Genomic DNA, 25,587 nt, shown 5'->3' with positions numbered 1-25,587 from the left:
GCGCGTTTCAGCATCCTGTTCGGTGGCGCAGAGCCCGGTGTTGTACACAGTCTTAAAGACGCGGAAGTATAATTCAGTCATTAACGCCAATCACAGCATATTTCACTGTAGTGGGTCGAGGCCAATCTGTGCCATTGTTAACAAATTGTAGCCATTTCACGCATTACGTGCATTGTGCGTGGCAAGCTTGTAGTAACAAGCTTAGACTTTGCCAGGTAAACTTATAACAACGCGAGACGGAATATGACGCAACAGCCCCAAATTAAATATCGCCACGATTACCGTGCGCCGGATTACACCATTACTGACATTGACTTAACCTTTGAACTGGATGCGTCGACCACCCGCGTAACGGCTATCAGTCAGGTTAAACGTCTCGGTGACAGCCAGGCTGATTTGCGTCTGGATGGCGAAGATTTAACGCTGATCGCGCTTGAGGTGGATGGACAACCCTGGACGGATTATCGCCAGCAGAACGGTGCGCTGGTGCTCAGCCAGCTGCCAGAAAGTTTCACGCTGAAAATCATCAACGATATTCATCCGGATCAGAACACGGCGCTGGAAGGGTTATACAAATCAGGCGAGGCGCTATGCACTCAATGTGAGGCTGAAGGCTTCCGTCATATTACCTGGTATCTGGATCGCCCGGATGTGCTGGCGCGTTTCACCACCACCATTTTTGCCGACGGCGAACGCTATCCTTACCTGCTGTCAAACGGTAACCGCGTCGACAGTGGACGTGATGAGCAGGGCCGTAGCTGGGTCAAATGGCAGGACCCGTTCCCGAAACCTTGCTACCTGTTTGCGCTGGTGGCGGGAGACTTCGACGTGCTGCGCGACAGTTTCACCACCCGTTCCGGCCGTGATGTGGCGCTGGAGATTTTTGTCGATCGTGGCAATCTCGACCGCGCCGACTGGGCGATGACCTCGCTGAAAAACAGCATGAAGTGGGATGAGGAGCGTTTCGGTCTCGAATACGACCTCGACATCTTTATGATCGTGGCGGTCGACTTCTTCAACATGGGCGCGATGGAAAACAAAGGCCTGAACGTTTTTAACGCCAAATATGTGCTGGCGAAAGCGGAAACCGCCACAGATAAAGATTATCTCGGTATTGAAGCGGTGATCGGCCACGAATATTTTCATAACTGGACCGGCAACCGTGTCACCTGTCGCGACTGGTTCCAGCTCAGCCTGAAAGAGGGGCTGACGGTATTCCGCGATCAGGAGTTCAGTTCTGACCTCGGTTCACGTGCCGTTAATCGCATCGACAACGTGCGTATCGTGCGTGGCGCGCAGTTTGCTGAAGATGCCAGTCCGATGGCTCACCCGATCCGCCCGGATCAGGTGATTGAAATGAATAACTTCTACACCCTTACCGTGTATGAAAAAGGATCGGAAGTGATCCGGATGCTGCACACCCTGTTGGGCGAGGCTAATTTCCAGAAGGGAATGCAGCTCTATTTTGATCGTCACGACGGCAGTGCGGCCACCTGCGATGACTTCGTGCAGGCAATGGAAGATGCCTCCAACGTGGATCTGTCACAGTTCCGCCGCTGGTACAGCCAGTCCGGTACGCCAGTGTTGACGGTACGCGATGATTACAACCCGGAGCTGGAGCAATACACGCTGCACGTCACGCAGCACACGCCAGCGACCGCCGATCAGAAAGAGAAGCTGCCGCTGCATATCCCGCTCGATATCGAGCTATATGATAACGAAGGGCAGGTGATTCCGCTGCAGCACAACGGCCACCCGGTGCATCACGTGCTGAACGTCACCGAGGAGTTCCAGTCCTTCATTTTCGATAATGTCTACTTCCAGCCGGTGCCGTCGCTGCTGCGTGAATTCTCTGCGCCGGTGAAGCTCGATTACAAATGGAGCGATGCGCAGCTCACCTTCCTGATGCGTCATGCGCGTAACGATTTTTCACGCTGGGATGCAGCACAGAGCCTGCTGGCAACCTATATCCGTCTCAACGTGGCGCGCTATCAGCAAGGGCAGCATCTGTCACTGCCGCTGCATGTGGCAGATGCGTTCCGCGCAGTACTGCTCGATACCGACTGCGATCCGGCGCTGACCGCGCTGATTCTGACGTTGCCGACTGAAAATGAGATCGCCGAACTGTTCGATGTCATCGATCCACAGGCGATTGCGCTGGTACGTGACGCACTGCAGCGCACCCTGGCGCGCGAGCTGGCTGACGAGTTCTTTGCGATCTATAACGCCAATCAGCAGAGTGAATACCGGGTTGAGCATGACGCGATTGGTCAGCGCAGCCTGAAAAATATCTGCCTGACCTATCTGGCCTTTGGCGATGCGCAACTGGCGGACAAGCTGGTGCAGGCGCAGTATCACCAGGCGACCAACATGACCGATTCGCTGGCGGCACTCTCCGCAGCGGTAGCGGCGCAGCTGCCGTGCCGCGATGTGCTGCTGGCGGCCTACGATGAGCGCTGGCATCAGGATGGTCTGGTGATGGACAAGTGGTTTGTGCTGCAGGCCACCAGTCCGGCGGCCAATGTGCTGCGTAATGTGCGTCAGTTACTTAACCACCGCTCCTTCAGCATGAGCAACCCTAACCGGGTACGCTCGCTGGTGGGTGCCTTTGCCTCCGCTAACCCGGCTGCGTTCCATGCCAAAGATGGCAGCGGCTATAAATTCCTGGTGGAGATGCTGATCGATCTGAACACCCGTAACCCGCAGGTTGCGGCGCGGATGGTCGAGCCATTGATTCGACTGAAACGCTATGACGACGATCGTCAGGCGATGATGCGCGAGGCGCTGGAACAGCTGAAAGGGCTGGAGAAGTTGTCGGGCGATCTCTACGAGAAGATCACCCGGGCGCTGAACGCCTGATAGCAGAACGGCGGAGTGCCAGTCGGGCTCCGCCGTTTTTTTTAACGCTGTCGCGCGACACGGACCGGTTGCGAGGGTGCGGTGCGTCGCATTACCCGATCCAGCACTTCCGCCTCTAATTCTGCCAGCCGCGGCGATCCGCGCCTTCTGGGACGCGGTAAATCAACCAGCAGATCCAGACCAATCTCGCCTTCTTCAATCAATAGCACCCGATCGGCCATCGCCACCGCTTCACTCACATCATGGGTGACCAGCAGTACCGTGAAATGATGCTGCTGCCACAGCGATTCAATCAGTTCCTGCATTTCGATGCGGGTCAGGGCATCCAGCGCACCCAGTGGCTCATCCAGCAGCAGCAAACCCGGCCGATGAATCAGCGCTCTGGCCAGCGCTACCCGCTGTTTCTGTCCGCCTGAGAGAGTAGCCGGCCACTCACTGGCCCGATCGGCAAGCCCGACCGCCGCCAGCGCCTCCTGTGCCGCACTGCGCCAGGCGTTGCCTTTTAGCCCGAGGCCGACATTATCAATCACCTTTTTCCACGGCAGCAGCCGCGCGTCCTGAAACATCAGGCGGGTATCGTCACGTGCCGACTGTAACGGCGCATTGCCCGCCAGTAGCTGGCCGCTGGAAGTCTGCTCCAGCCCGGCCAGCAGGCGCAGCAGGGTACTTTTGCCGCAGCCGCTGCGGCCAACCACCGCCACGAACTGACCTGACGGAATATGCAGGTCGATCTTCTTCAGAATGGTACGGTTGCCATACTGCTTGCTGACGTTGTTAACGCCAACCGGGGTGCCCGCATTGAGGCGCGCCGGGGAAAGGGTCTGACTCATGCGTTCTCCTCCTTCAGTTGATAAGCCGGATGCCAGCGCAGCCAGACGCGTTCCAGCAACAACGCGGCGACATCAGCCAGTTTACCGAGCAGGGCATACAGAATGATGGCGACCACCACCACATCGGTCTGCAAAAATTCACGCGCATTCATCGCCAGATAGCCGATGCCCGAATTTGCCGAAATGGTTTCTGCCACGATCAACGTCAGCCACATCAGGCCGAGCGCGAAACGAACGCCTACCATGATGTTCGGTAGCGCACCGGGCAGGATCACCTGAATAAACAGGCTCCAGCCGGTGAGGCCATAGCTGCGGGCCATCTCCACCAGTCCGCGATCGATGTTACGAATGCCGTGGTAGGTATTCAGGTAGATCGGAAACAGCGTGCCGAGCGCCACCAGGAAGATTTTGGCCGACTCATCAATACCGAACCACAGAATGACCAGCGGGATCAGCGCCAGATGGGGAACGTTACGTAACATCTGAACCGAGGTATCCAGCAGCCGCTCGCCGGTGCGGGAGGTGCCGGTGATCAGCCCCAGCAGCAGACCAATCGATCCGCCGATGCTGAAACCAATCAGTGCCCGCCAGCTACTGATCGCCAGGTGTTGCCACAGTTCACCGCTGGCGGCCAGCTGCCAGAACGTGGTCACTATTTTTTCAGGCGCCGGCAAAATGCGGGTCGATAACCAGCCGGTTTGCGAGGCGATCTGCCACGCCACCACCAGTAGAGCTGGCAGCACCCACGGCACCAGCGTATCGGCGAGACGTTTACCTGTTCTGGCCATGATGTTCTCCTCAGCCGCGGGCGACTTTTTTCTCAGGGGTAAAATCGTTGGCGACCGCTTCTCCGTGTGCCTGCACTACGCGCGGCTGTGGCACCAGCGGAACCTGCAGATCGAGATGCGGGAACAGCAACTCGCCAACCCGATAAGCTTCTTCCAGGTGTGGATAGCCGGACAAAATGAAGGTTTCAATACCCAGCGCTTCATACTCTTTAATCCGCGCGGCGACCGTGGGGCCATCGCCGACCAGCGCGGTCCCTGCGCCGCTGCGCACCAGGCCGACGCCAGCCCACAGGTTCGGACTGATTTCCAGCTTGTCGCGCCGTCCGCCGTGTAGCGCCGCCATCCGACGCTGCCCGACCGAATCTGCTCGCTGAAACGCCGCCTGCGCTTTGGCGATGGTGGCATCGTCCACGTTGGCGATCAGTTTGTCGGCCGCCTGCCAGGCTTCTTCAGTGGTTTCACGCACGATCACGTGCAGACGAATACCGAAACGTACCGTACGTCCCTGCGCGGCGGCTTTCGCACGGACCTGGTCGATTTTCTCTTTCACCAGAGCCGGTGGTTCACCCCAGGTAAGATAGACATCGACCTGTTCAGCTGCCAGATCCTGAGCCGGTTCAGACGAGCCACCAAACCACAACGGCGGACGCGGTTGCTGTACCGGTTTAAACATCAGGCGGGCACCGCGCACCTTAACGTGCTTGCCTTCATAATCGACCGTTTCGCCCTCCAGCACCCGACGCCATACGCGGGTAAATTCAGCTGACTCGGCGTAGCGCTCACGGTGATCGAGGAACACCCCGTCGCCCGCCAGCTCTTCCGGATCGCCGCCGGTCACCAGATTAAACAGCGCGCGACCGTTGGATAAGCGATCCAGCGTTGCCGCCTGACGCGCCGCCTGGGTCGGCGAAATCACGCCAGGCCGTAAAGCCACCAGAAAACGCAGGCGCTGTGTCACCGGGATCAATGACGCGGCAACCAGCCAGGCATCTTCACAGGATCGGCCGGTCGGGATCAGTACGCCGCCAAAGCCGAGACGGTCGGCTGCCTGCGCCACCTGTTGCAGATAGGCGTGATCCACCGGACGTGCGCCTTCTGCGGTGCCAAGATAGTGGCCGTCGCCATGGGTTGGCAGAAACCAGAATATGGATACCATTTTTTGCTCCTTATTGAGTCACGGTATGCGGTTGCCAGATGCGATCGCGAATCGACACTTTCACTGGCAGCAGATGATTGGCATAGAACAGGTCAGCGGTGTGCTGCTGGGCAACCGCCGTTTTGTCGCTAACCGGCGTAATGGTGGTGGGCGGACGATGGCTGAGATAGCTGGCGATCACCGGCTCGGGTAAGCCTATCGCCTGCGCTAACAGCGTAATACTCTGTGGCCGCTGGCTGACGGTCAGCGCATCGGCTGCACTAAAGGTGTCCAGCACCTGCTGAATGAATGCACCGTGCGCCTCGGCATAACTGCGGGTGGCTAAATAGAACGAGCCGGTCAGATTGAGTTTGCTGCCATCAACCAGCACCCGGGAATTGCCCTGTAACAGCACCGACGAGTAATAGGGATCCCAGATCGCCCAGGCATCAACATTTCCCTGCTGAAACGCGGCGCGTGCATCCGCGGGGGTAAGATAAACCGGGGTGATATCTTTAAAGCTCAGACCAGCCTGCTGCAGGGCTCGCAACAATAAATTGTGCGAGCTGGAGCCTTTCTGAAAGGCGACTTTCTTGCCTTTCAGATCCGCTACCTGTTGCAGCGTGCTGGTTTTCGGTACCAGAATCACTTCAGCCTGCGGCTTGGGCGGTTCGGAGCCGACATAGAGTAAATCTGCGCCCGCCGCCTGGGCGAACAGCGGCGGAAGATCGCCGGTGCTGCCGAGATCGATACTGTTCACATTCAGCGCTTCCAGCATCTGTGGACCGGCCGGAAATTCAATCCACTGAATTTTGGTGTGCGGAAAACGCTTCTCTAATAGCTGGTGCGATTTTGCCAGCACCATACTGACTGACCCTTTTTGATAACCGATACGAATTTGCGCTGGATCGGGCTCAGCAGCCTGCGCCTGCAGGCCAGCCAGTAATAATCCCGCCGTCAGCCACTTAGCGAACCTCTGTTTCATCGAACTGCTCCTTTATACCGCTTGTGCAATGGGATGATGATGACGGGTCAGCGCCAGCCAGAACGCAGCTACCGCGTCGTCAAGGCGCTGTGCCAGCGAGTCCTGTAACTCTGGCTGACGATCATAATGATGAATCTGGTTATCTTCGGCATACACGCCGTGCAGAATCTCCTGTGCTTTCAGCGCGTTAAGCACCGGCTTAAGGGCGTAGTCGAGGGCCAGCATGTGGCCGGCACTGCCGCCGCTGGCTAAAGGCAACACCACCTTGTGCTCCAGTGCGCGTTCCGGCAGCAGATCAAGCAGGGTTTTGAGTGCACCAGAAAAAGAGGCTTTATAGATTGGCGTCGCCACAATCAGACCATCCGCGGCGGCCAGATCTTCGCGTAACGCCAGCAGCGCCGGGGCGTCAAAACGCGCATTGATCAGATCGTCCGGCTGGAAGTTATGAATGTTCCACGGAATGACTTCGATACCCCGTGCTTCCAGTTTGTGCTGACACAGCGTCAATAACGACGTTGAGCGTGAAGGAAACCGTGGGCTGCCTGCCAGCGTAATAACTCGCATCATCACTCCTTATAACTAAAAGTTATTGATTATCTAATGTTGAGAACTTATGCCTTCATACTGTCAGAGCAGGGGAGTGGGCTTAAATGATTTATCTGGCAATCTAAAAGTGAAATCTGCAAATAGGCGGGTTAAGCAATAAGCCGTGATAAAGCGGCTTCCGATAATTCTTAAAATTCGGGCAGTTCGTCCGATCACTCATTAAAGGTGATGATGCGAGATCACAAAATAAGCGAGCCGTCGCCAGTAAATCATCCGCTGGCTGATTGCTTAAACATTCTTATTATGGTGAGCCGCGCAAAAAACGTAGCGGCAGGGGCAGAAATCAGGAAAAGCGATATAAAATCAACCCCTCCCAGGGCGTGGCAGGGAGTGGGGCTCAGATTAATTGCAGAAACGTCACTGAAACGAACAGAATGTAATGTTGAAGATATTAACGCTTTCAGGTATTCGCTTACATTTTCCGGATTCTGGTTACCGCTGCTTTTTGCCGGGAAATTAAATCAATCCTCAACCGTTTTATCGTCGTGCCGGACTATAGATGCAACTTATTTAACAGTGAGAGTCACCTGACCACTGCAGCCTTTTTTTCCCGACTGGTCTTTATCGGCTTAACCGGTTTAAGATAATCAGGCTCAAAGTAAGCAGCCATAATAACGACTATTCCTTTTCCGACGTTTCGCCTCTGGTCTGGACCTGCATCAGGCAGGTGAATCGTATTGTCATTTTCTAACAGCAGAGAATTGCCTATGTCTGACATCCTGTTATCGGTGATTATTCCGACTTACAACGTTGAAAAATATATTGTGGAGTGCGTTGATTCATTATTGCGCCAGGTAAAAGCGCCCAATGAAATAATCATCGTTAATGATGGATCAACCGATGGAACACTGGCCCTGATTGAACAGAATTATGCGCATCTTTCTCAGGTAAAAGTTATCACCATTGAAAACGGCGGGCTCGGCAATGCTCGTGACACCGGTATTGCGCTGGCTCAGGGCGAGTTCCTGTTCTTCTGTGATCCGGATGATGTGGTCGTCGATGGGCTGGTGGCGGAACTGGCCAGCGTCGTAGAGAAACATCCCCGCACCGACCTGTTCTGCTTTAATTCCTGCGTCTACGAAGATGGCCATATCGACGTCACCTCACCCAAAGTTAAGCATGACCAGTTTGGTGTGCAGCCGCCGCAGGAAGTCTTTATGCGCCTGCTGCGTAACGGCAGCTATACCTCGGCGGTCTGGAACTACGTGCTGAGAAAAAGCGTGATAGAGCAGCATAAATTACGCTTCGTTCGCCGGATACATGAAGATCATAATTTCACGCTGTCGGTGTTTATGAAATGTCAGCAGGCATGGGTCAGCCGTCAGGTTTATTATAAGCAGCGTATTCGCAGCGGCTCACTGACAAACAGTACCAAAGGCGATGAGTTTTTCTTTCAGCGCTACGACGCCTTTATGCATGCCTACAATACGCTGAATAGCTCCCAGGCTAAAACAGAGTGGCGCACGACGCTGGAGAAAGCCTATTTAACCCATTCGTTCCGCCTGATGATCTATTTATCACTGTATAATCAGACGCCGGTGCCGGAATATGTGCGTAATGCCATTCGTTTTATGGGGCGTGAGGTGAAAGCGCAGAACTTTAAAGAGTGGTTGCTGTTTAATCAACCGGATCTGTTTATTGCGTTGCAGAGTTATAAGGTCAAAAAAGAAATTAACCGCGCAGCCTGATTCTGAAAAGTGTTTAGCGATATTGTTTATGCCTTAGCGAAATGAGAAGGTGAGACATGCAATGTGTATAAGGTTGTTGCGACATGGCAAAAGTTCTTGATAAAAGTCTGATTATTAATATCTTCTCACTGCTGGCCTACCGCGGCGCTTCGTTTCTGTTTCCGCTGGCGACCTTGCCTTATCTGGCGCGTATTCTCGGCGTCGAGCAGATGGGGACCCTGGCGCTGGCGATTGCCTGCGTGCTCTATTGCAGCACCATCTCCGACTGGGGATTCAATGTCTTTACCACCAAAGATATTGCTCACCATCGTGATGATAAAGCGCGGGTCAGTCAGCTGTTCTGGTCGACCTTCAATGCCAAACTGATGCTGCTGGTGCTGACCAGCGGCACCTTGTTGACGGCCACCTGGTTTAACCCGGCCTGGCATCCGCTGTTCTTTATTATCCTTGCCAACTGCACCACGCTGATCGGCTCGCTGTTTTCGTTTGGCTGGCTGATGCAGGGCTTTGAGAAGCTCGGCAAAACGGCGGTGATTGCCACCTTTGGTAACTTCTGCGCTATCCCGCTGACCTTTTTGCTGGTCAAAACGCCTGAGGATACCTGGCTGGCTGCCCTGATCCCGGGTGCCGTTTCGATTATCAGTGCGGCCATCACCCTGAAGTTTGTACTGGAGATGAAGGTGATTGGCCGTTATCGCTTTGAGCCACGCGAAATCAAACAGCGCATCACTGACAGCATGGATGTGTTTATCGCTATCGCCGGGGCCAATCTGTTTAACAGCGTCAATGTGGTGATCCTCGCGTCGTTTACCTCGCACTATATGGTCGGTATCTACAATGGGGCAGACCGCCTGCGTAAAGCAGCGAACTCGGTGCCGGAACAGATCGGCAGCGCCTTCTTTCCACGCGTCAGCCACCTGTTTGGACGCGATAAGCGCGCAGCGATTGCCGCAACCCGCAAAAGTTTGCTGCTCTCTTTTTCTCTCAGCCTGTCGATTGTGATATTTACCTGGCTGTTTGCCGATCAGGTGGTATCGCTACTGCTGGGTAAAGCGTTTATGCCGTCGGCGGATGTGCTGCGGGTGTTCGTGCTCTGCTTCCTGTTCGGTAATATCTCTTATCCGGCCGGTTTGCAGATCCTGATCCCGCATGGCCTGGCGCGCCAGCGTATGCTGGTGATGATGGCGGCCGGGGTAATTAACGTGCCGCTTTGCTGCCTGCTGGCGTGGCAGTATGGGGCGATAGGTGCCGCCTGGTCGATGGTGCTGGCGGAAGCATTCGTCTGTATCGGCATTTTTGGCATCATGCTGCGTCGCGGTATTCTGCGTGAATACCTGTTTCCTGCACACGCCCGAATCAACCCCGTAAACGATTCCGTGGGGTAAGATCAACTCAGCTTCAGATACTTTTCCCCATCCTCGCCGTTCGATTTACTTTTGCGCCAGAGCACTTTACCATTCTGGCGCACATTTTCCCGTGCACCGACTTTCACGATTGCTTCCGTCCTTCAGGAGAGTGCATGTTTTATCCTATCGTCCGACCGGCGCTGTTCAAACTCGACCCCGAGCGCGCGCACGAACTCACCTTTCAGCAACTGCGTTTTATGAGCGGCACACCGCTGGAAGGGTTATTCCGCCAGAAGCTGCCGTCGCGTCCGGTAACCTGCATGGGATTAACCTTTAATAACGCCCTTGGCCTGGCGGCAGGTCTGGATAAAAATGCCGAATGTATCGATGCCTTTGGCGCGATGGGCTTCGGTTTCGTTGAGGTCGGTACTGTGACGCCACGTGCCCAGCCGGGCAATGACAAACCGCGGATGTTTCGGTTAGTCGAAGCGGGCGGCATTATTAATCGCATGGGGTTCAATAATCTCGGCGTTGATCACCTGGTCGAAAACGTGAAAAAAGCGCGTTTTAAAGGCGTACTGGGGATCAATATTGGTAAAAATAAAGATACGCCGGTCGAGCAGGGCAAAGAGGACTATCTGATCTGCATGGAAAAGGTCTATGCCCATGCCGGTTATATTGCGATCAATATCTCCTCGCCGAACACCCCGGGATTACGTTCACTGCAATATGGCGAAGCGCTGGACGATCTGCTGGTTTCAATCAAACAAAAACAAAAAGAGCTGGAACAACGTCACTTAAAATATGTTCCGGTGGCGGTAAAAATTGCGCCTGATCTCACCGAAGAGGAGTTAATTCAGGTCGCTGACAGTTTAGTCCGGCACCAGATTGATGGCGTCATTGCTACCAATACCACCCTCGATCGTTCACTGGTGAGTGGCCTTAAATATGCTGAAGAAGCCGGTGGGCTGAGTGGGCGTCCGGTCCAGTCGCGCAGCACCGAGGTGATTCGGCGCCTGTCTCTGGAGCTGAAGGGGCAACTGCCAATTATTGGTGTAGGCGGGATCGATTCTCTGACCGCAGCGCGCGAAAAGATCGCAGCGGGTGCCACGCTGGTGCAGATTTATTCCGGCTTTATTTATCAGGGGCCAGGATTAATTAAAGATATCGTCACGTATCTCTAAGACATTTCTCACAATCGTAAGCCGGGGGGTTTATTTATCCTTCCGGCTCGTTTATATTTTGGCCTGTTGCACGAATTTTCAGCTTTTCCTTATGTTTCATTTTTCGCTGAATTTTGCGTGATTTTTGGCGCAGCGGTAAATACAGGGCACACTATGAAAATCAAACCTGATGATAACTGGCGTTGGTATTTTGATGCCAGCCACGACCGAATGATGCTCGACCTGGCTGACGGTATGCTTTTTCGTTCCCGCTTTTCCCGCAAAATGCTCACCCCGGACGCGTTTAATGAAACCGGCTTTTGTGTCGATGATGCCGCGCTCTATTTCACCTTCGAAGAGACCTGTCGTCAGTGTAAGTTAAGCAGCCAGCACCGTGCTGAGCTGGTGTTAAATGCGCTGGTGGCGGCACGATTCCTGAAACCGCTGATGCCGAAAAGCTGGCACTTCTCCTCTTATGCGCCGGCCCTGCGGCCGAATGTCGGTGAGATGGTGCAGGTTACGCTGGCGGAAAATGGCGAGCAGGCACGACTGCTGGTGGTAGAGAAGGGGGATAACGCTGCGCTCTGTTTGCTGGCTCAGCCCGGACTGACGCTGGCGGGCAAAGCGATGGTGCTTGGCGATGCCATCAAAGTGATGAACGACCGCCTGCAACCTTACTGTCAGGATATTATGCCGCGCTACGCCCGCGCGGTGTAATCAGTTCAGTTCCACATCGCCTGCCGGAATACAGCTGCAACTCAACAGAGTGCCATCCTGACCAATGGCGCTTTGCTTCAGGGCCTTTACCTCACCCGTGACCAGCCTGAGCTTACAACTGCCACATAATCCTGCCCGACAGGAGTAAGGTATGCGGAATCCCTGCATCTCCAGCTGTTCCAGCAGCACCTGCTGATTATCACCGGTGAAGGTCTGACCCTGAAAGGTAATATTGACGGCCGACGGCGTCTGCTGCCGGGGTTGCAGCGTCTGAACCACCTCACCTGCTCCGTAAACACGCGGCGAACGTCGTTTAATAACGGTAACCGTATCGCCGGCGCGAACCACGCCCGAATTACGGGCAATTAAATTCAGACCGAAATCGATGTCGCCACTGCCGTCCTGCGCACTGCGAAAGCCCTGCAATGTCGACAGTGGCTGGCCGGCCGGATGTTTATTTCCGGTCTCCGGGCTGACGGTGGTGAACACGCAGCGGCTGCACGGTTTGGTGACCTCGAATAACACCTCGCCAATCTGAATCTCCGCCCAGCCATCTTCTTCCCAGGCTGCGGCACCGCTGATGACCAGGTTCGGCCGAAACTGTTCGACACGCACACTGGCCGGGCAGCGCTGTTGCAGATCGGCTAACGAGGCACTGTTGACCAGCAGGAACGGGAAGCCATCGGCAAAGCTGAGCGGCACCGAGGCGAAATTTTTAACCCGCCGGGTGGGTTGCGGGCCGACCCAGCGCAGCTGCACCTCGCGCGGAAAGAACTGACTGAGCCACTGATTGATCGCATCTGGCGCAATACGAGCGGTGAAATGGTTGCCCCAGACTTCGGTCGGATGATACTGCCCGTTGAAATCGCTGAAGCCAACGCTTGTGTGAGTGCCGTCCGGCGCCAGCAGCAGCAGGCCATCCGGCAGAATCGCCGGCGTGAAACGGACCATCTCCGGGTATTGTCGCGCGGTAATAAAGGTTCCATCAGGTTCAGTCACCATGAACAGGCGATCAAACGCCAGTCCGCTGTCTGAGACCTGCGCATGCGACAGTTGCAATCCCCGCATCGACTTCACAGGATGAATAAACAGGCGGGAAAGCGTAATCATGGTGATCTCCTTGAAACCAGGCGCGCAAGACAAAAGTAGCTAACTTTATGACATAGGTCTCCGATTCGCTATAATGCGCAACAATTTTCTCAAGAGTTAAAAAGTGACGATATGAATTCTCTGTTTGCCAGCACGGCGCGTGGGCTCGAAGAGCTGTTAAAAAGTGAGCTGGACGCGCTGGGCGCGCAGGATTTGCAGGTGGTGCAGGGCGGTGTTCACTACCAGGCCGACGAGCGCGTAATGTATCAAAGCCTGATGTGGAGCCGTTTAGCCTCACGCATCCTGCTGCCGCTGGGAGAGTTTGGCGTCTACAGCGATCTGGATCTTTATCTGGGTGTGCAAAGTGTTGACTGGCCAACGATGTTCGGCAGCGACAAAACCTTTGTGGTGCACTTCAGTGGAACCAATGATTCGATTCGCAACAGCCAGTTCGGCGCCCTGAAAGTTAAAGACGCCATTGTCGACAGCTTTACCCGCCAGAATCTGGAGCGCCCGAATGTGGATCGCGAACAGGCGGATATCCGGATTAACGTCTGGCTGAACGACGATCGCGCCAGTATTGCGCTGGATCTGAGCGGCAGTGCGCTGCATCAGCGCGGCTACCGCCAGCAGACCGGACAGGCACCGCTGAAAGAGAACCTGGCTGCGGCGATCGTGTTGCGTTCAGGCTGGCAGCCAACCACGCCGCTGATCGATCCGATGTGCGGATCGGGCACATTGCTGATCGAAGCAGCACTGATCGCCTGCGATCGCGCGCCGGGCCTGTTGCGTAAGCACTGGGGCTTCACCGCATGGAGTCAGTTTAACGCCGCGCTGTGGCAGGAAGTGAAAACCGAAGCGCAGACCCGCGCCCGTAACGGCACGGCGGCGACTCAGGCACGCTTCTTCGGCTATGACAACAATGGTCGGGTGCTGGAATGGGCGCAGGCCAATGCCCGTCGCGCTGGCGTCTTCGAACTCTTTACCTTCGCCCAGCAGGATCTGCTGAAGCTGACCAATCCGGTCGATCCGCTGATCCACGGCACGGTGCTGAGCAACCCGCCTTACGGTGAACGTCTGGAGAGCGAGCCGGCGCTGATTGCGCTGCACAGCCAGCTCGGACGCCTGATGAAGCTGCACTTTGGCGGCTGGAACCTGTCACTGTTCAGCGCCTCGCCGGAACTGCTGAGCTGTCTGCAACTGCGCGCCGATCGCCAGTTCAAAGCGAAAAACGGTCCGCTGGATTGCGTACAGAAAAATTATCAGTTGTCGGTCAACAGCGGTGAAAGCGCCGGCCAGATTGCGGAAGATTATGCCAACCGCCTGCGTAAAAATCTGAAGAAGCTGGAGAAGTGGGCGCGGCAGGAAGGCATTGAGTGTTACCGCATCTATGATGCCGATCTGCCTGACTACAACGTGGCGGTCGATCGCTACGCTGATTGGGTGATCATTCAGGAATATGCGCCGCCGAAAACCATCGATCCGAACAAAGCGCGCCAGCGCCTGTTCGATGTGATCAGTGCGACGCTCACCGTGCTCGAACTGCCCGCCGACCGCCTGATCCTGAAAACGCGTGAACGCCAGAAAGGCAAAGCGCAGTATCAGAAGCTGAGCGAGAAGGGCGACTATTTTGAGGTCAAAGAGTTTAATGCGCGTTTCTGGGTCAACCTGACTGATTATCTCGACACCGGTCTGTTTCTTGATCACCGAATTGCGCGCAAAATGCTGGGTCAGATGAGTCAGGGGAAAGATTTCCTCAACCTGTTTGCCTATACCGGCACCGCCAGCGTGCATGCCGGCCTTGGCGGGGCGCGTTCAACCACCACGGTGGATATGTCGCGTACCTATCTGGAGTGGGCGGAGCGCAATTTACGTCTGAACGGCCTGACCGGTCGTCAGCATCGCCTGATGCAGGCGGATTGCCTGAGCTGGCTGAACGAAAGCGATGAGAATTTTGATCTGATCTTTATCGATCCGCCGACCTTCTCAAACTCAAAACGTATGGAAGAGAGCTTCGACGTTCAGCGCGATCACATGATGCTGATGCGCAACCTGAAGCGTCTGCTGCGTCGCGGCGGCACCATCATGTTCTCCAACAACAAACGTGGTTTCAAAATGGATATGGATGGTCTAAAGGCGTTGGGCCTGCAGGCGCAGGACATTACCCAAAAAACGCAGTCGCAGGACTTCGCGCGTAACCGTCAAATTCACAACTGCTGGCTGATCACTCACGTCGGTAAGGAATAAGTTTACATGTCATTAATCAGTATCCACGGCGCTTATCTCTCCTTCAGCGATGCGCCGCTGTTAGACAATACCGAACTGCACATCGAAGAGAACGAACGCGTCTGTCTGGTGGGCCGTAACGGTGCCGGTAAATCGACTCTGATGAAGATCATCAACGGTGAACAGCCGCTGGATGATGGCCGCATCGTCTATGAAACCGATTTGGTTGTTGCGCGTCTGCAGCAGGACCCGCCGCGCAATATTACCGGTTCAGTGTATGACTTCGTCGCCGAAGGCGTGGAAGAGCAGGCCGAACATCTCAAGGCTTATCACGCCATTTCCCATGTGGTGATGGAAGATCCCAGCGATAAAAACCTCAATGAGATGGCACGCCTGCAAAGCATTCTTGACCACCAGAATTTGTGGCAGCTGGAAAGCCGTATCAATGATGTGCTGGAGCAGATTGGTCTGCAGCCTGATACCGAACTTTCATCGCTGTCGGGTGGCTGGCTGCGTAAAGCGGCGCTCGGCCGGGCGCTGGTCAGCAATCCGCGCGTACTGATGCTGGATGAGCCGACGAACCACCTCGATATCGAAACCATCGACTGGCTGGAAAATTTCCTGAAGAACTTCAGCGGCAGCATCGTGTTTATCTCGCATGACCGTTCGTTTATTCGCAATATGGCGACGCGAATTGTCGATCTCGACCGCGGTAAGCTGGTCTCCTGGCCGGGCAATTATGACCAGTATCTGGAAGGGAAAGAGGAAGCGCTGCGCGTTGAAGAGATGCAGAACGCGGAATTCGACCGCAAGCTGGCGCAGGAAGAAGTCTGGATCCGTCAGGGTATTAAAGCGCGTCGTACCCGTAATGAAGGCCGTGTGCGTGCACTGAAAGCGCTGCGTCGTGAACGTTCAGAACGTCGCGAAGTCATGGGCAAAGCCAATATGCAGGTGGGCGAAGCCTCGCGCTCAGGCAAAATCGTATTTGAGCTGGAAAACGTCGACTATGCGGTTGACGGCAAAGTGCTGGTGAAGAACTTCTCTTCCCAGGTCCAGCGTGGCGATAAAATTGCGCTGATCGGCCCGAACGGCTGCGGCAAAACCACCTTGCTACGCCTGATGCTGCAGCAGCTGCAAGCCGATCATGGCCGCGTGCACTCTGGCACCAAGCTGGAAGTGGCCTATTTCGACCAGCATCGCGCCGAACTCGATCCGGACCGCACCGTGATGGATAACCTTGCGGAAGGCAAGCAGGAAGTGCTGGTCAACGGCAAGCCACGTCACGTGCTGGGCTACCTGCAGGACTTCCTGTTCCACCCAAAACGCGCCATGACGCCGGTGCGTGCCTTGTCCGGTGGTGAACGTAACCGCCTGCTGCTGGCGCGTCTGTTCCTGCGTCCCAGCAACCTGATGATTCTCGATGAACCGACCAACGACCTCGACGTTGAAACGCTGGAGCTGCTGGAAGAGCTGATTGATGGCTATCAGGGCACCGTGCTGCTGGTGAGCCACGATCGTCAGTTTGTCGACAATACCGTCACCGAATGCTGGATCTTCGAAGGCAACGGTGAGATCGGCACCTTCGTCGGCGGCTATCACGATGCACAACAGCAGCGTGCGGCCTATAAGCAGCAAAAAGCGGGCGCACCGGCGAAAGCAACTGCTGCTGTGGCAAAACCTGCGTCAGAGAAAAGCGATGCTGCCAAACGCAGCGTTAACAAACTAAGCTATAACCTGGCGCGTGAGCTGGAACAGCTGCCGCAAAAGCTGGAACAGCTGGAAGCGCGAATTGGCGAACTGCAGGCGAAAATGAGTCATCCGGACTTCTTCAGCCAGGCGCATGACCAGACTCAACCGGTGCTGGACAGTCTGGCGCAGGCTGAGCAGGAACTGGAAACGGCTTTTGCGCGCTGGGAAGAGCTTGAGTCAATGAAAAACGGCGCGTAGAGCAAGGGATAACGGATGTGTTCAGCAGATAAAAGTGACGCGTGGATGCTCTGTCCACAATGCGATTTAATGAATAAGCTGCCGGACATCCCTGTTGGCAGCCGCGCCTCATGCCCGCGCTGCCAGACTTCCCTGACGGCGAACTGGCACGAGCCGCGCAGACGGCCAACCGGTTATGCGCTGGCGGCCTTGTTTATGCTGCTGCTGGCTAACCTGTTCCCGTTTATCACCATGAAAGTGGCCGGGCTCAGCAGCCAGATCAGCCTGGCGGAGATACCGCAGGTAATGGTGTCGGAGGACTACAGCAGTCTGGCGACGCTGTTCCTGCTGTTTGTTCAGGCGATCCCGGCGTTCTGCATGATCACCATTCTGCTGCTGGTAAATCCGGTGCCGCTGCCCAACAGCCTGAAACTGGGGCTGGCGCGCATTCTGTTTCAGTTACGCAACTGGGGCATGGCGGAAATCTTCATGGCGGGGGTACTGGTCAGTTTCGTCAAGCTGATGGCCTACGGCGATATCGGGTTGGAAACCAGCTTCTGGCCATGGTGTCTGTTCTGCCTGCTGCAACTGCGGGCCTTTCAGTGCATCGATCGGCGTCAGCTGTGGCAGAGCATTGCGCCACTACCGGCTCTGCCGCATCCACCCAAAGTCGGCGTCACCGGCCTGCAGCAGGATTTGCGATCTTGTCCCTGCTGCACCGCCATTCTGCCCGCCGACCAGCGGCATTGTACCCGCTGCGGAGTGGTGGCATCCGTCCGCCGTAAACACAGCCTGCAATGGACGCTGGCGCTGCTGCTGACCTCGGTCATTCTCTATATTCCCGCTAACCTGATGCCCATTATGGTGACAGAAACGCTGGGCAGCGCTTATCCCTCCAATATTATGGCGGGCGTTATCTTACTGTGGAGCGACGGTTCTTATCCGGTGGCGCTGGTGATTTTTATCGCCAGTATTATGGTGCCGACGTTGAAAATGCTGGCGATCGGCTGGCTCTGCTGGGATGCCGGCGGACGTGGAAGGCATGATAGCCACAAGATGCACCTGATTTATGAAGTGGTTGAATTTGTAGGCCGCTGGTCAATGATCGACGTATTTGTGATTGCAGTGCTCTCTGCGCTGGTGCGCATGGGGCAATTAATGAGTGTGTATCCCGCGTGGGGGGCAGTGTTATTTGCGCTGGTGGTCATTCTGACCATGATTGCTGCAATGACCTTTGACCCGCGATTAACCTGGGATCGTGTACACGCAAACAATGTAAAGGAGCCGCGCCTTGACGGAAATTAACCACGGCCACGCAAAGGTGGAGCAGATCAAGCGCTGGTCGCCGGTCTGGATTGTCCCCATCGTCACGCTGTTAATCGGCGGATGGATTCTGTTCTATCACTTCAGCCATCAGGGACCGGTAGTCACCCTGATTACCGAAAATGCCGAGGGCATCGAAGCGGGTAAAACCACCATTAAAAGCCGCAGCGTTGATGTTGGCGTGGTTGAGAGCGCGGTGCTAAGCGACGATCTCCACCACGTTGAAATTAAGGCCCGCCTTAATGCCGGTATGGGAAAACTGTTGCACAAAGACAGCGTTTTCTGGGTAGTTAAACCGCAGATTGGTCGCGAAGGCATTAGCGGATTAGGAACCCTGCTGTCGGGTGCCTACATTGAATTACAGCCAGGCACCAAAAGTGAAGCGCCAGAACAGTTTAACCTGCTGGATGCACCCCCTTTAGCGCCGCCGGATGCTAAAGGCATCCGCATTATCCTCGACAGTAAAAAAGCCGGCCAGCTTAACCCTGGCGATCCGGTGCTGTTCCGTGGCTATCGCGTTGGTACGGTAGAAACCAGCACCTTCGATACCGATAAACGCATGATGACCTATCAGCTGTTTATCGCGGCACCGTATGATCGGCTGGTCACCACCAATGTCCGCTTCTGGAAGGACAGCGGCATCGCCGTTGATATGTCTGCCTCAGGTATGCGGGTAGAAATGGGTTCACTGACCACGCTGTTCAGCGGTGGCGTCAGCTTTGACGTGCCGGATGGCTGGGATCTGGGCCAGGCCGCACAGAATCAGTCTGATTATCATCTGTTTGACGATCAACGCAGCATTCAGGATTCACTGTATACCAACCATATCGATTATCTGCTGTTCTTCACCGATTCGATTCGTGGTCTGCAGGCCGGTGCGCCGGTTGAATTCCGCGGCATTCGCCTCGGTACGGTATCTGAAGCACCGCTGATGAAAGCGGGTCTGGATCAGGCGCTGAACAATGATTACCGCGTGCCGGTGCTGATTCGCATCGAACCGGATCGCTTTATCAGCCGACTGGGCGAGAACTTCGATCTGCAGCAGCATCTGCAGGATGGTAAGAAACGCGGCCTGCGTGCCACGCTGAAAACCGGCAACCTGCTGTCAGGCGCGTTATACGTTGATCTCGACTTCTACGACAATGCACCAGCGTATAAAGGGCCGCAGAAAGTGTCGGGTTATGAAGTAATCCCAACCGTCAGCGGTGGCCTGAGCCAGATTCAGCAGAAGCTGATGGCGGCGCTGGATAAGATCAACGGACTGCCGCTTAACGGTATGATTAACCAGGCGACCGGCACGCTAAAAGAGAGCCAGAAAACGATGCGTGACCTGCAACGCACCATCGATAACATCAATAAAGTGACGGCCAGCCCGGCGATGAAAACGCTGCCGGAAGATATGCAACAGACCTTGCGTGAGCTGAACCGCAGCATGAAAGGACTGCAGCCAGGCTCGCCAGCGTACAGCAAGCTGGTCGGAGATATGCAGCGACTCGACCAGGTGCTGCGTGAACTGCAGCCGGTGCTGAAGACGCTGAATACCAAGAGCAACGCGCTGGTGTTTGAGGCGAAACCGGGACAGGATCCCCAGCCTAAGAGGGCGAAACAGTGAAGAAAGGAATGATACTCTCTGCCGCGCTGCTGCTGAGCGCGTGCAGCAGCACCATCGATAATACCTGGTATCAGCTGCCCTCCGGGGCGGCACCGATGAAGGTCAGCAGTAGCAGCACGACTGAAGCACAACCGATGCTGTGGGTGCAGCAGGTTACGGTGCCTGATTATCTGGCGGGTAACGGGCTGGTCTATCAGACCAGTGACGTAAAATATGTTATCGCCGCCAATAATCTTTGGGCCAGTCCGCTCGATCAGCAATTGCAGCAAACGCTGATTACCAACCTCAGCAAAGCCCTGCCGGGCAGACTGGTTGCCGGTACGCCGATGGGTGCGCAGCACGACACGCTGAACGTGACCATTACTGGCTTCCAGGGGCGCTACGACGGCAAAGCGGTGATCAGTGGAGAGTGGACGCTGGAACATCAGGGCCATCTGACAAAGCAGGCGTTCAATCTGGCGCTGCCGCAGAACGAAGATGGCTACGATGCGCTGGTCAGAACGCTGGCGGTGGGCTGGCAGCAAACTGCGCAGCAGATCGCCAACAGTACGGTTGCGTTAAATTAAGAAGAGTATGAATAAATAAGCTAAGCCCCTGATTTTTCGTTAAGCACTAGCGACGAAAAGCAGGGGCTTTTTTATTAGCTTAATCAGTGGGATAGTGTTGCCATCTGCATCACAAAATAGCGCATTTTTGTCAGACAGAGGTCACATTTATGACACTGGCGTGAAGATTGCGCATTGATCTTTGGGCGCGTAGCGGGTAGAACATTAGGGTGGTTGAACATTAATTCACCACCTTTTTCTTTCCACCAGATTCCACAGACCTTACATGAGGGACACGGAGTATGAAGAGACAGAAACGAGACCGCCTCGAACGCGCCCATTCACGTGGTTATCAGGCAGGCATTACTGGACGCTCAAAAGAGATGTGTCCGTATCAGATGATTGACGCTAAGTCTCACTGGTTGGGAGGGTGGCGACAAGCCATGGAGGACAGGTCGGTAGCTGCCTAGCCGGATGTCACTGAAAAGGGAATATAACCTCCGCTGCGCGCGGAGGTTTTCGTTTCTGCGGGGAAACGCTTAGAAAGCCGCCGTATCTTTGAACAGGCCCACTTTCAAATCGCTGGCGGTATAGATCAGGTTGCCATCGACCAGCACTTCGCCATCGGCAACGCCCATCACCAGTTTACGGTTGATAACGCGTTTGAAGTGAATACGGTAAGTGACTTTCTTCGCTTCAGGCAGAACCTGACCGGTAAATTTCACTTCACCTACGCCCAGCGCACGACCTTTACCTTCGCCACCCAGCCAGCCCAGATAGAAACCGACCAGCTGCCACATGGCATCCAGACCTAAGCAACCGGGCATTACCGGGTCGCCAATAAAGTGGCAACCGAAGAACCAAAGGTCAGGATTGATATCCAGCTCTGCTTCAACAAAGCCTTTATCATATTTGCCGCCGTCTTCGGTCATCTTGACCACGCGGTCCATCATCAACATGTTGCCTGACGGAAGCGGCGGACCATTTTCGCCAAACAGTTCACCACGACCTGACAGAATCAGATCTTCTTTGGTATAGGATTCGCGTTTATCTACCATGTTTACAATAAGCCTTTTTTTAGTGAATCACGAATATTAGCGAACAGTTGTACGCTGAGCAAATCGGATTAACGGTGGTTGAACCAGTTAAGCCAGCGTAGTCCCCATGGACGGTGCGGCACGTCCGACTGGTTCAGTTGGCTAATACGTTCCTGAATGGTGCGCAGCAGGCTGTCGCCTTCACCATCCTCAGTATCCCAGACTTTGCCGGTCAGTAGCGGCAGTGCTTCATCAGCACGTTCAATCGCCCAGATATGGAAGCGACCTTGCTCAACCGCGCTGACCACCGCCTGATTCAGACTCAGGTGGCGTACGTTGCAGGCAGGAATAATGACACCCTGCTGGCCGGTCAGTTCGCGCTGATGGCAAATATCGAAGAAGCCTTCGATTTTTTCGTTCAGCCCGCCGACCGGCTGCACATTACCAAACTGATCGACCGAGCCGGTAACCGCAATTTGTTGATTGACCGGCTGGTTTGCCAGCGCGCTAATCAGCGCACACAGCTCTGCCAGCGAGGCGCTGTCGCCGTCGACTTCAGAATAGGATTGTTCAAACACCAGCGACGCCGAGAAGGGCAACTGCTGTTCCAGTTCCAGCTCGGCAATCAGATAGGCCTGCATAATCATCATGCCTTTCGCATGAATATTGCCGCCCAGTTCTGCTTTGCGTTCAACATCGGTAAATTCACCGTCGCCGGGATGCACTACGCAGGTAATACGTGATGGATCGCCCCAGGCGCGTGGATGACCGGGATACTCCACCACTGACAGGCCGTTAATCTGGCCGACCACTTCGCCTTCGGTCTCAATCAGGATCTGTTTCAGCAGGATCTCATCGCGCATCCGCTCGTTGAGATAATTTTCACGCCACAGGCGCGCTTCCAGCGCATCACGCAGCGCTTCCGCATTAAGCTTTTCGCCCATCAGCGCTGACTCACGCATCTGGCGTTGTAACCAGCGCGGGCAGAGCGGCAACGTTTCCTGATCGCCGCTGAACCGTACGCCTTCTTTAATCAACTCCGGCCAGAAATCCACTTCCGGTAACGGCAGCCCGGCTTGCTGCGCCAGCTCAGCAGTCCAGCGGCACCAGGCGAGCATGTCATCTTCATCCAGAATCTGAATGTTCTCTTCAAATTCGGTGTAGATCGCCATTTCATGTGCTTCAGGATCGAGTTCCTGAAAATCAGCCAGCGCTTCTCGATCGCCGCACAGGACCAGATTTAACTGCAGTGGCAGCGGCGGGATAGCGATCGGCAGCGGGCGGCGTTCATCCTGAGAGGTCCAGTCGACATAACCCTGCTCGATGCATTTCTTCAGGCGTAACCAGAGGATCGGCTGGGTCATAAAACTGCGCAGCGAGAGCACCAGTGTGCCGCCGTTAGCGCGATGGATCAGGCCCGGCTCAAGCTGAATGCGATCTTTATGCTGACGCACGCAGCCAAACAGCTGTTCGGTCTCAATCCAGTCGGCGAAGTGAATACCGCCCTGACTGGTGAAAGGACGTTGCGGGTCAGAAGGGGGCTGCAGCGTGACGTTGTCGGCCATGATATGGTAATCACCACCATACAGCGTAGTGGTTTCCTCCATGACCCGTTGAGCCGCCTGGGCTATCTGCGCCAGGTAGTCGCGATTTTCCTGGCTGCGAACCAGCAGTAACGGGAATCCCTGCGTCTGGTGGTGTAAATGCGCCAGTGCATTCAGCAATCGGGGCTGTACCGTTGCCAGAGCATCGGTTTCTTCATCAGCAATTCGGGAGAAAACGGATTGGTATTGTGCGCTATCCGGCTGTAAGGTTTGCCACGTAAGTTGGGTGCTGGTCAAAATAATCGCATTTGTCTGATTTAAGAAAAGCGAGATTATACAGGATTCACCCTTGTTAAGCACTGCAGACTTCCTGTTGAAGATGTGACGTTGACAGCATGTTTTTCGTTGCTGCATCCGGGAAAAAAGCTGTTATTCTTAGCTCGTTACGTGATCACGATGAGATTCCGATGAAATACCAGCAACTCGAAAATCTTGAAAGTGGATGGAAATGGAAATACCTGGTGAAAAAACATCGGGAAGGTGAACTGATCACGCGTCACCTTGAATTAAGTGCGGCGCAGGCGGCAGTCGATAAGCTGCTGGCGATGGAAAATAATCCGGTTACGGTCAACGAATGGATTGCTGAGCATATTCATGCCGACCTGGATAATCGGCTTAAGCAGACCATTCGTGCGCGGCGCAAACGTCACTTCAATGCTGAGCATCAGCATACGCGGAAGAAGTCGATTGACCTTGAGTATCTGGTCTGGCAACGGCTGGCAGGACTGGCGCAACGGCGTAACAGTACCTTGTCTGAGACGGTAGTGCAGTTGATTGAAGATGCCGAACGCAAAGAGAAGTATGCCAATCAGATGTCGAGTCTCAGAGAAGATCTGCAGGCGATTCTCGGTAAGTCTGGCTCAGAAAAAGAGTAACTACACCCGTATAGTCTGGCAACTTTGCCGACAGACTGGCATAAAAAAACCCCGCCTTAGCGGGGTTTTTTATTACGTGTAAACTTAAGCCTGTGGCTGAGTTACAACGTCTTTGATGCCTTTAACGTCGATTTCTACACGACGGTCCGGCGCCAGGCAGTCGATCAGGGCATTGCGGCCTTTCACGCTGTCACAGGTGTTGCCGGTAACTGGGTTAGATTCACCCATGCCACGTGCAGAGATCTTGTTAGAAGGGATACCTTTAGATACCAGGTAATCTACTACTGACTGAGCACGTTTCTCAGACAGTTTCTGGTTGTACTGCTCTGAACCGATGCGATCGGTGAAGCCCAGTACGACAACGGAACCATCTTTAGGATCCATTGAGCTCAGCTGGCTGTACAGCTGATCCAGAGCCTGCTGACCTTCTGGCTTCAGGGTAGCTTTGTTGAAGGTGAACAGAACGTCAGACTTCAGAGTGAAACGCTTGGTTTCAACAACTGGTGCTGGCGCTGGAGCCGGAGCTGGTGCTGGAGCAGCTTCATCCTGACCGAAGCGGTATGAAACGCCTACGCTCAGCATGCCGTTGTCTGGACGGGTACCAACGGTCTGTGCATCACCAATGTTGTTAACCCACTGGTAATCCAGACGGGTAGCCCAGTTTTTGGTCAGCGCATACTCAACACCAACTGCTGCCAGTGGAGAAACACCGGTGTCGTGGTCGCTGATGCGGCCATTAACAGGATTAGTCTGCGTTGAGTCTGCACGCCATACCATGCCGCCCAGACGAGTATACACGTCCAGATCGTCATAAATTGGGTAGCTCAGTTTAGCAGCCAGCTGAATGCCTTGTGCTTTGAACGCGCCGTTAGTCACGTTGCCTTTATTAGGCATGCGACCCAGCCAGTCATAGCCCAGCTCGAAGCCCAGGTATGGATTTGCCTGGTAACCAACGAATGCACCTGCACCCAGCTGGCTTTCGTGAGTTGGACCGTCATTGTTTTGGTAACCGTTACCGTAGTAACCAGTGTCGTGGTACTGAGACCAGCCCAGTTTAGCACCGGTGTACCAGGTGTCATCTTTCGGAGCGGCCTGCGCTACGGTAGCGAAGCCAGCCAGTGCCACTGCAATTGCGATAGCTGTCTTTTTCATTTTGCGCCTCGTTATCATCCAAATAGGCAATGAGCAAAAAGGTTGCTCTTGGTTTAATCCTTCGCCGGGTCAAAACGCTCG

Annotated in this window: 21 protein-coding genes; 12 read left to right on the top strand and 9 right to left on the bottom strand. The window is 54.9% G+C overall.

Features of this window, described 5'->3' with window-relative positions; all coding sequences use genetic code 11:
* Positions 1-243 precede the first annotated feature (243 nt).
* A complete protein-coding gene (pepN, locus tag AABB92_RS07925) occupies positions 244-2,859 on the top strand; it encodes an aminopeptidase N (protein WP_046288416.1) in 2,616 nt (871 codons plus the stop codon).
* Positions 2,860-2,900: 41 nt separating this feature from the next.
* Here pepN and ssuB read toward each other — a convergent pair whose 3' ends face one another.
* Genes ssuB through ssuE form a run of 5 tightly spaced genes read right to left on the bottom strand, consistent with a single transcriptional unit; the run spans position 2,901 to position 7,161 of the window.
* Positions 2,901-3,689 (bottom strand): aliphatic sulfonates ABC transporter ATP-binding protein, encoded by a 789-nt coding sequence (gene ssuB, locus AABB92_RS07920; RefSeq protein WP_031376620.1) that lies wholly within the window; start codon positions 3,687-3,689, stop codon positions 2,901-2,903.
* Positions 3,686-4,477, bottom strand: coding sequence for an aliphatic sulfonate ABC transporter permease SsuC (ssuC, locus tag AABB92_RS07915; protein WP_031376619.1), 792 nt, complete (start codon positions 4,475-4,477; stop codon positions 3,686-3,688). Before ssuC ends, ssuB begins: the two co-directional genes overlap by 4 nt.
* A 10-nt stretch (positions 4,478-4,487) precedes the next feature.
* Positions 4,488-5,633: an FMNH2-dependent alkanesulfonate monooxygenase gene (gene ssuD / locus AABB92_RS07910; protein ID WP_046288415.1), complete on the bottom strand. Its 1,146-nt coding sequence runs from the start codon at positions 5,631-5,633 to the stop codon at positions 4,488-4,490.
* Between the two features lie 10 nt (positions 5,634-5,643).
* Positions 5,644-6,597 carry a sulfonate ABC transporter substrate-binding protein gene (locus tag AABB92_RS07905; protein WP_031376127.1) on the bottom strand — a complete coding sequence of 318 codons (954 nt, stop codon included), beginning with the start codon at positions 6,595-6,597 and terminating at the stop codon, positions 5,644-5,646.
* 12 nt (positions 6,598-6,609) lie between these two features.
* Positions 6,610-7,161 carry an NADPH-dependent FMN reductase gene (gene ssuE / locus AABB92_RS07900; protein WP_031376126.1) on the bottom strand — a complete coding sequence of 184 codons (552 nt, stop codon included), beginning with the start codon at positions 7,159-7,161 and terminating at the stop codon, positions 6,610-6,612.
* A 749-nt stretch (positions 7,162-7,910) separates the two neighbouring features.
* Here ssuE and AABB92_RS07895 point away from each other — a divergent pair.
* The 4 genes from AABB92_RS07895 (at position 7,911) to AABB92_RS07880 (ending at position 12,117) form a co-directional block, all read left to right on the top strand.
* Positions 7,911-8,891 carry a glycosyltransferase family 2 protein gene (locus tag AABB92_RS07895; RefSeq protein ID WP_046288414.1) on the top strand — a complete coding sequence of 327 codons (981 nt, stop codon included), beginning with the start codon at positions 7,911-7,913 and terminating at the stop codon, positions 8,889-8,891.
* A gap of 83 nt (positions 8,892-8,974) precedes the next feature.
* Entirely contained in the window at positions 8,975-10,276 is a 1,302-nt protein-coding gene (locus tag AABB92_RS07890) for a flippase (RefSeq protein WP_046288413.1), read from the top strand.
* 134 nt (positions 10,277-10,410) lie between these two features.
* Positions 10,411-11,421, top strand: a complete 1,011-nt coding sequence (gene pyrD / locus AABB92_RS07885; protein ID WP_031376125.1) for a quinone-dependent dihydroorotate dehydrogenase — start codon at positions 10,411-10,413, stop codon at positions 11,419-11,421.
* Between the two features lie 153 nt (positions 11,422-11,574).
* Positions 11,575-12,117 carry a cell division protein ZapC gene (locus tag AABB92_RS07880; RefSeq protein ID WP_031376124.1) on the top strand — a complete coding sequence of 181 codons (543 nt, stop codon included), beginning with the start codon at positions 11,575-11,577 and terminating at the stop codon, positions 12,115-12,117.
* Here AABB92_RS07880 and AABB92_RS07875 read toward each other — a convergent pair whose 3' ends face one another.
* The gene (locus tag AABB92_RS07875) at positions 12,118-13,227 is read right to left on the bottom strand and encodes a YcbX family protein (protein ID WP_031376123.1); all 1,110 of its coding nucleotides are present in this window, start codon (positions 13,225-13,227) and stop codon (positions 12,118-12,120) included.
* Between the two features lie 111 nt (positions 13,228-13,338).
* Here AABB92_RS07875 and rlmKL point away from each other — a divergent pair, with 111 nt between their 5' ends.
* From rlmKL to rmf, 6 genes are all read left to right on the top strand, one after another.
* Positions 13,339-15,453, top strand: a complete 2,115-nt coding sequence (rlmKL, locus tag AABB92_RS07870; protein ID WP_031376122.1) for a bifunctional 23S rRNA (guanine(2069)-N(7))-methyltransferase RlmK/23S rRNA (guanine(2445)-N(2))-methyltransferase RlmL — start codon at positions 13,339-13,341, stop codon at positions 15,451-15,453.
* 6 nt (positions 15,454-15,459) lie between these two features.
* Positions 15,460-17,379 carry an ABC transporter ATP-binding protein gene (locus tag AABB92_RS07865; RefSeq protein ID WP_046288412.1) on the top strand — a complete coding sequence of 640 codons (1,920 nt, stop codon included), beginning with the start codon at positions 15,460-15,462 and terminating at the stop codon, positions 17,377-17,379.
* A gap of 15 nt (positions 17,380-17,394) precedes the next feature.
* The gene (pqiA, locus tag AABB92_RS07860; RefSeq protein WP_031376121.1) at positions 17,395-18,663 is read left to right on the top strand and encodes a membrane integrity-associated transporter subunit PqiA; all 1,269 of its coding nucleotides are present in this window, start codon (positions 17,395-17,397) and stop codon (positions 18,661-18,663) included.
* On the top strand, positions 18,650-20,293 hold the full coding sequence (pqiB, locus tag AABB92_RS07855) for an intermembrane transport protein PqiB (protein WP_031376120.1): 1,644 nt from the start codon (positions 18,650-18,652) through the stop codon (positions 20,291-20,293). The genes pqiA and pqiB overlap by 14 nt, the downstream gene beginning before the upstream one ends.
* Positions 20,290-20,859 (top strand): membrane integrity-associated transporter subunit PqiC, encoded by a 570-nt coding sequence (gene pqiC, locus AABB92_RS07850; RefSeq protein WP_046288411.1) that lies wholly within the window; start codon positions 20,290-20,292, stop codon positions 20,857-20,859. Before pqiB ends, pqiC begins: the two co-directional genes overlap by 4 nt.
* A gap of 281 nt (positions 20,860-21,140) precedes the next feature.
* A complete protein-coding gene (gene rmf, locus AABB92_RS07845; protein WP_072050988.1) occupies positions 21,141-21,308 on the top strand; it encodes a ribosome modulation factor in 168 nt (55 codons plus the stop codon).
* Between the two features lie 69 nt (positions 21,309-21,377).
* On the opposite strand, the gene fabA is transcribed toward rmf, so the two are convergent.
* Positions 21,378-21,896, bottom strand: a complete 519-nt coding sequence (gene fabA, locus AABB92_RS07840) for a bifunctional 3-hydroxydecanoyl-ACP dehydratase/trans-2-decenoyl-ACP isomerase (RefSeq protein ID WP_008925876.1) — start codon at positions 21,894-21,896, stop codon at positions 21,378-21,380.
* A 68-nt stretch (positions 21,897-21,964) separates the two neighbouring features.
* Entirely contained in the window at positions 21,965-23,833 is a 1,869-nt protein-coding gene (locus tag AABB92_RS07835) for an AAA family ATPase (RefSeq protein WP_046288410.1), read from the bottom strand.
* Between the two features lie 53 nt (positions 23,834-23,886).
* Here AABB92_RS07835 and matP point away from each other — a divergent pair, with 53 nt between their 5' ends.
* A complete protein-coding gene (gene matP / locus AABB92_RS07830; RefSeq protein WP_139807893.1) occupies positions 23,887-24,354 on the top strand; it encodes a macrodomain Ter protein MatP in 468 nt (155 codons plus the stop codon).
* An 84-nt stretch (positions 24,355-24,438) separates the two neighbouring features.
* Here the strand turns inward: matP and ompA are convergent, their stop codons facing one another.
* A complete protein-coding gene (ompA, locus tag AABB92_RS07825; RefSeq protein WP_031376116.1) occupies positions 24,439-25,506 on the bottom strand; it encodes a porin OmpA in 1,068 nt (355 codons plus the stop codon).
* Positions 25,507-25,587: the final 81 nt, after the last annotated feature.

It is taken from the genome of Pantoea brenneri (assembly GCF_038594305.1).
In the GTDB taxonomy this organism is placed as follows: Bacteria; Pseudomonadota; Gammaproteobacteria; order Enterobacterales; family Enterobacteriaceae; genus Pantoea; species Pantoea brenneri.
The sequence above is the reverse complement of the archived record's forward strand: the minus strand, read 5'-3'. Positions and strand labels throughout refer to the sequence as shown.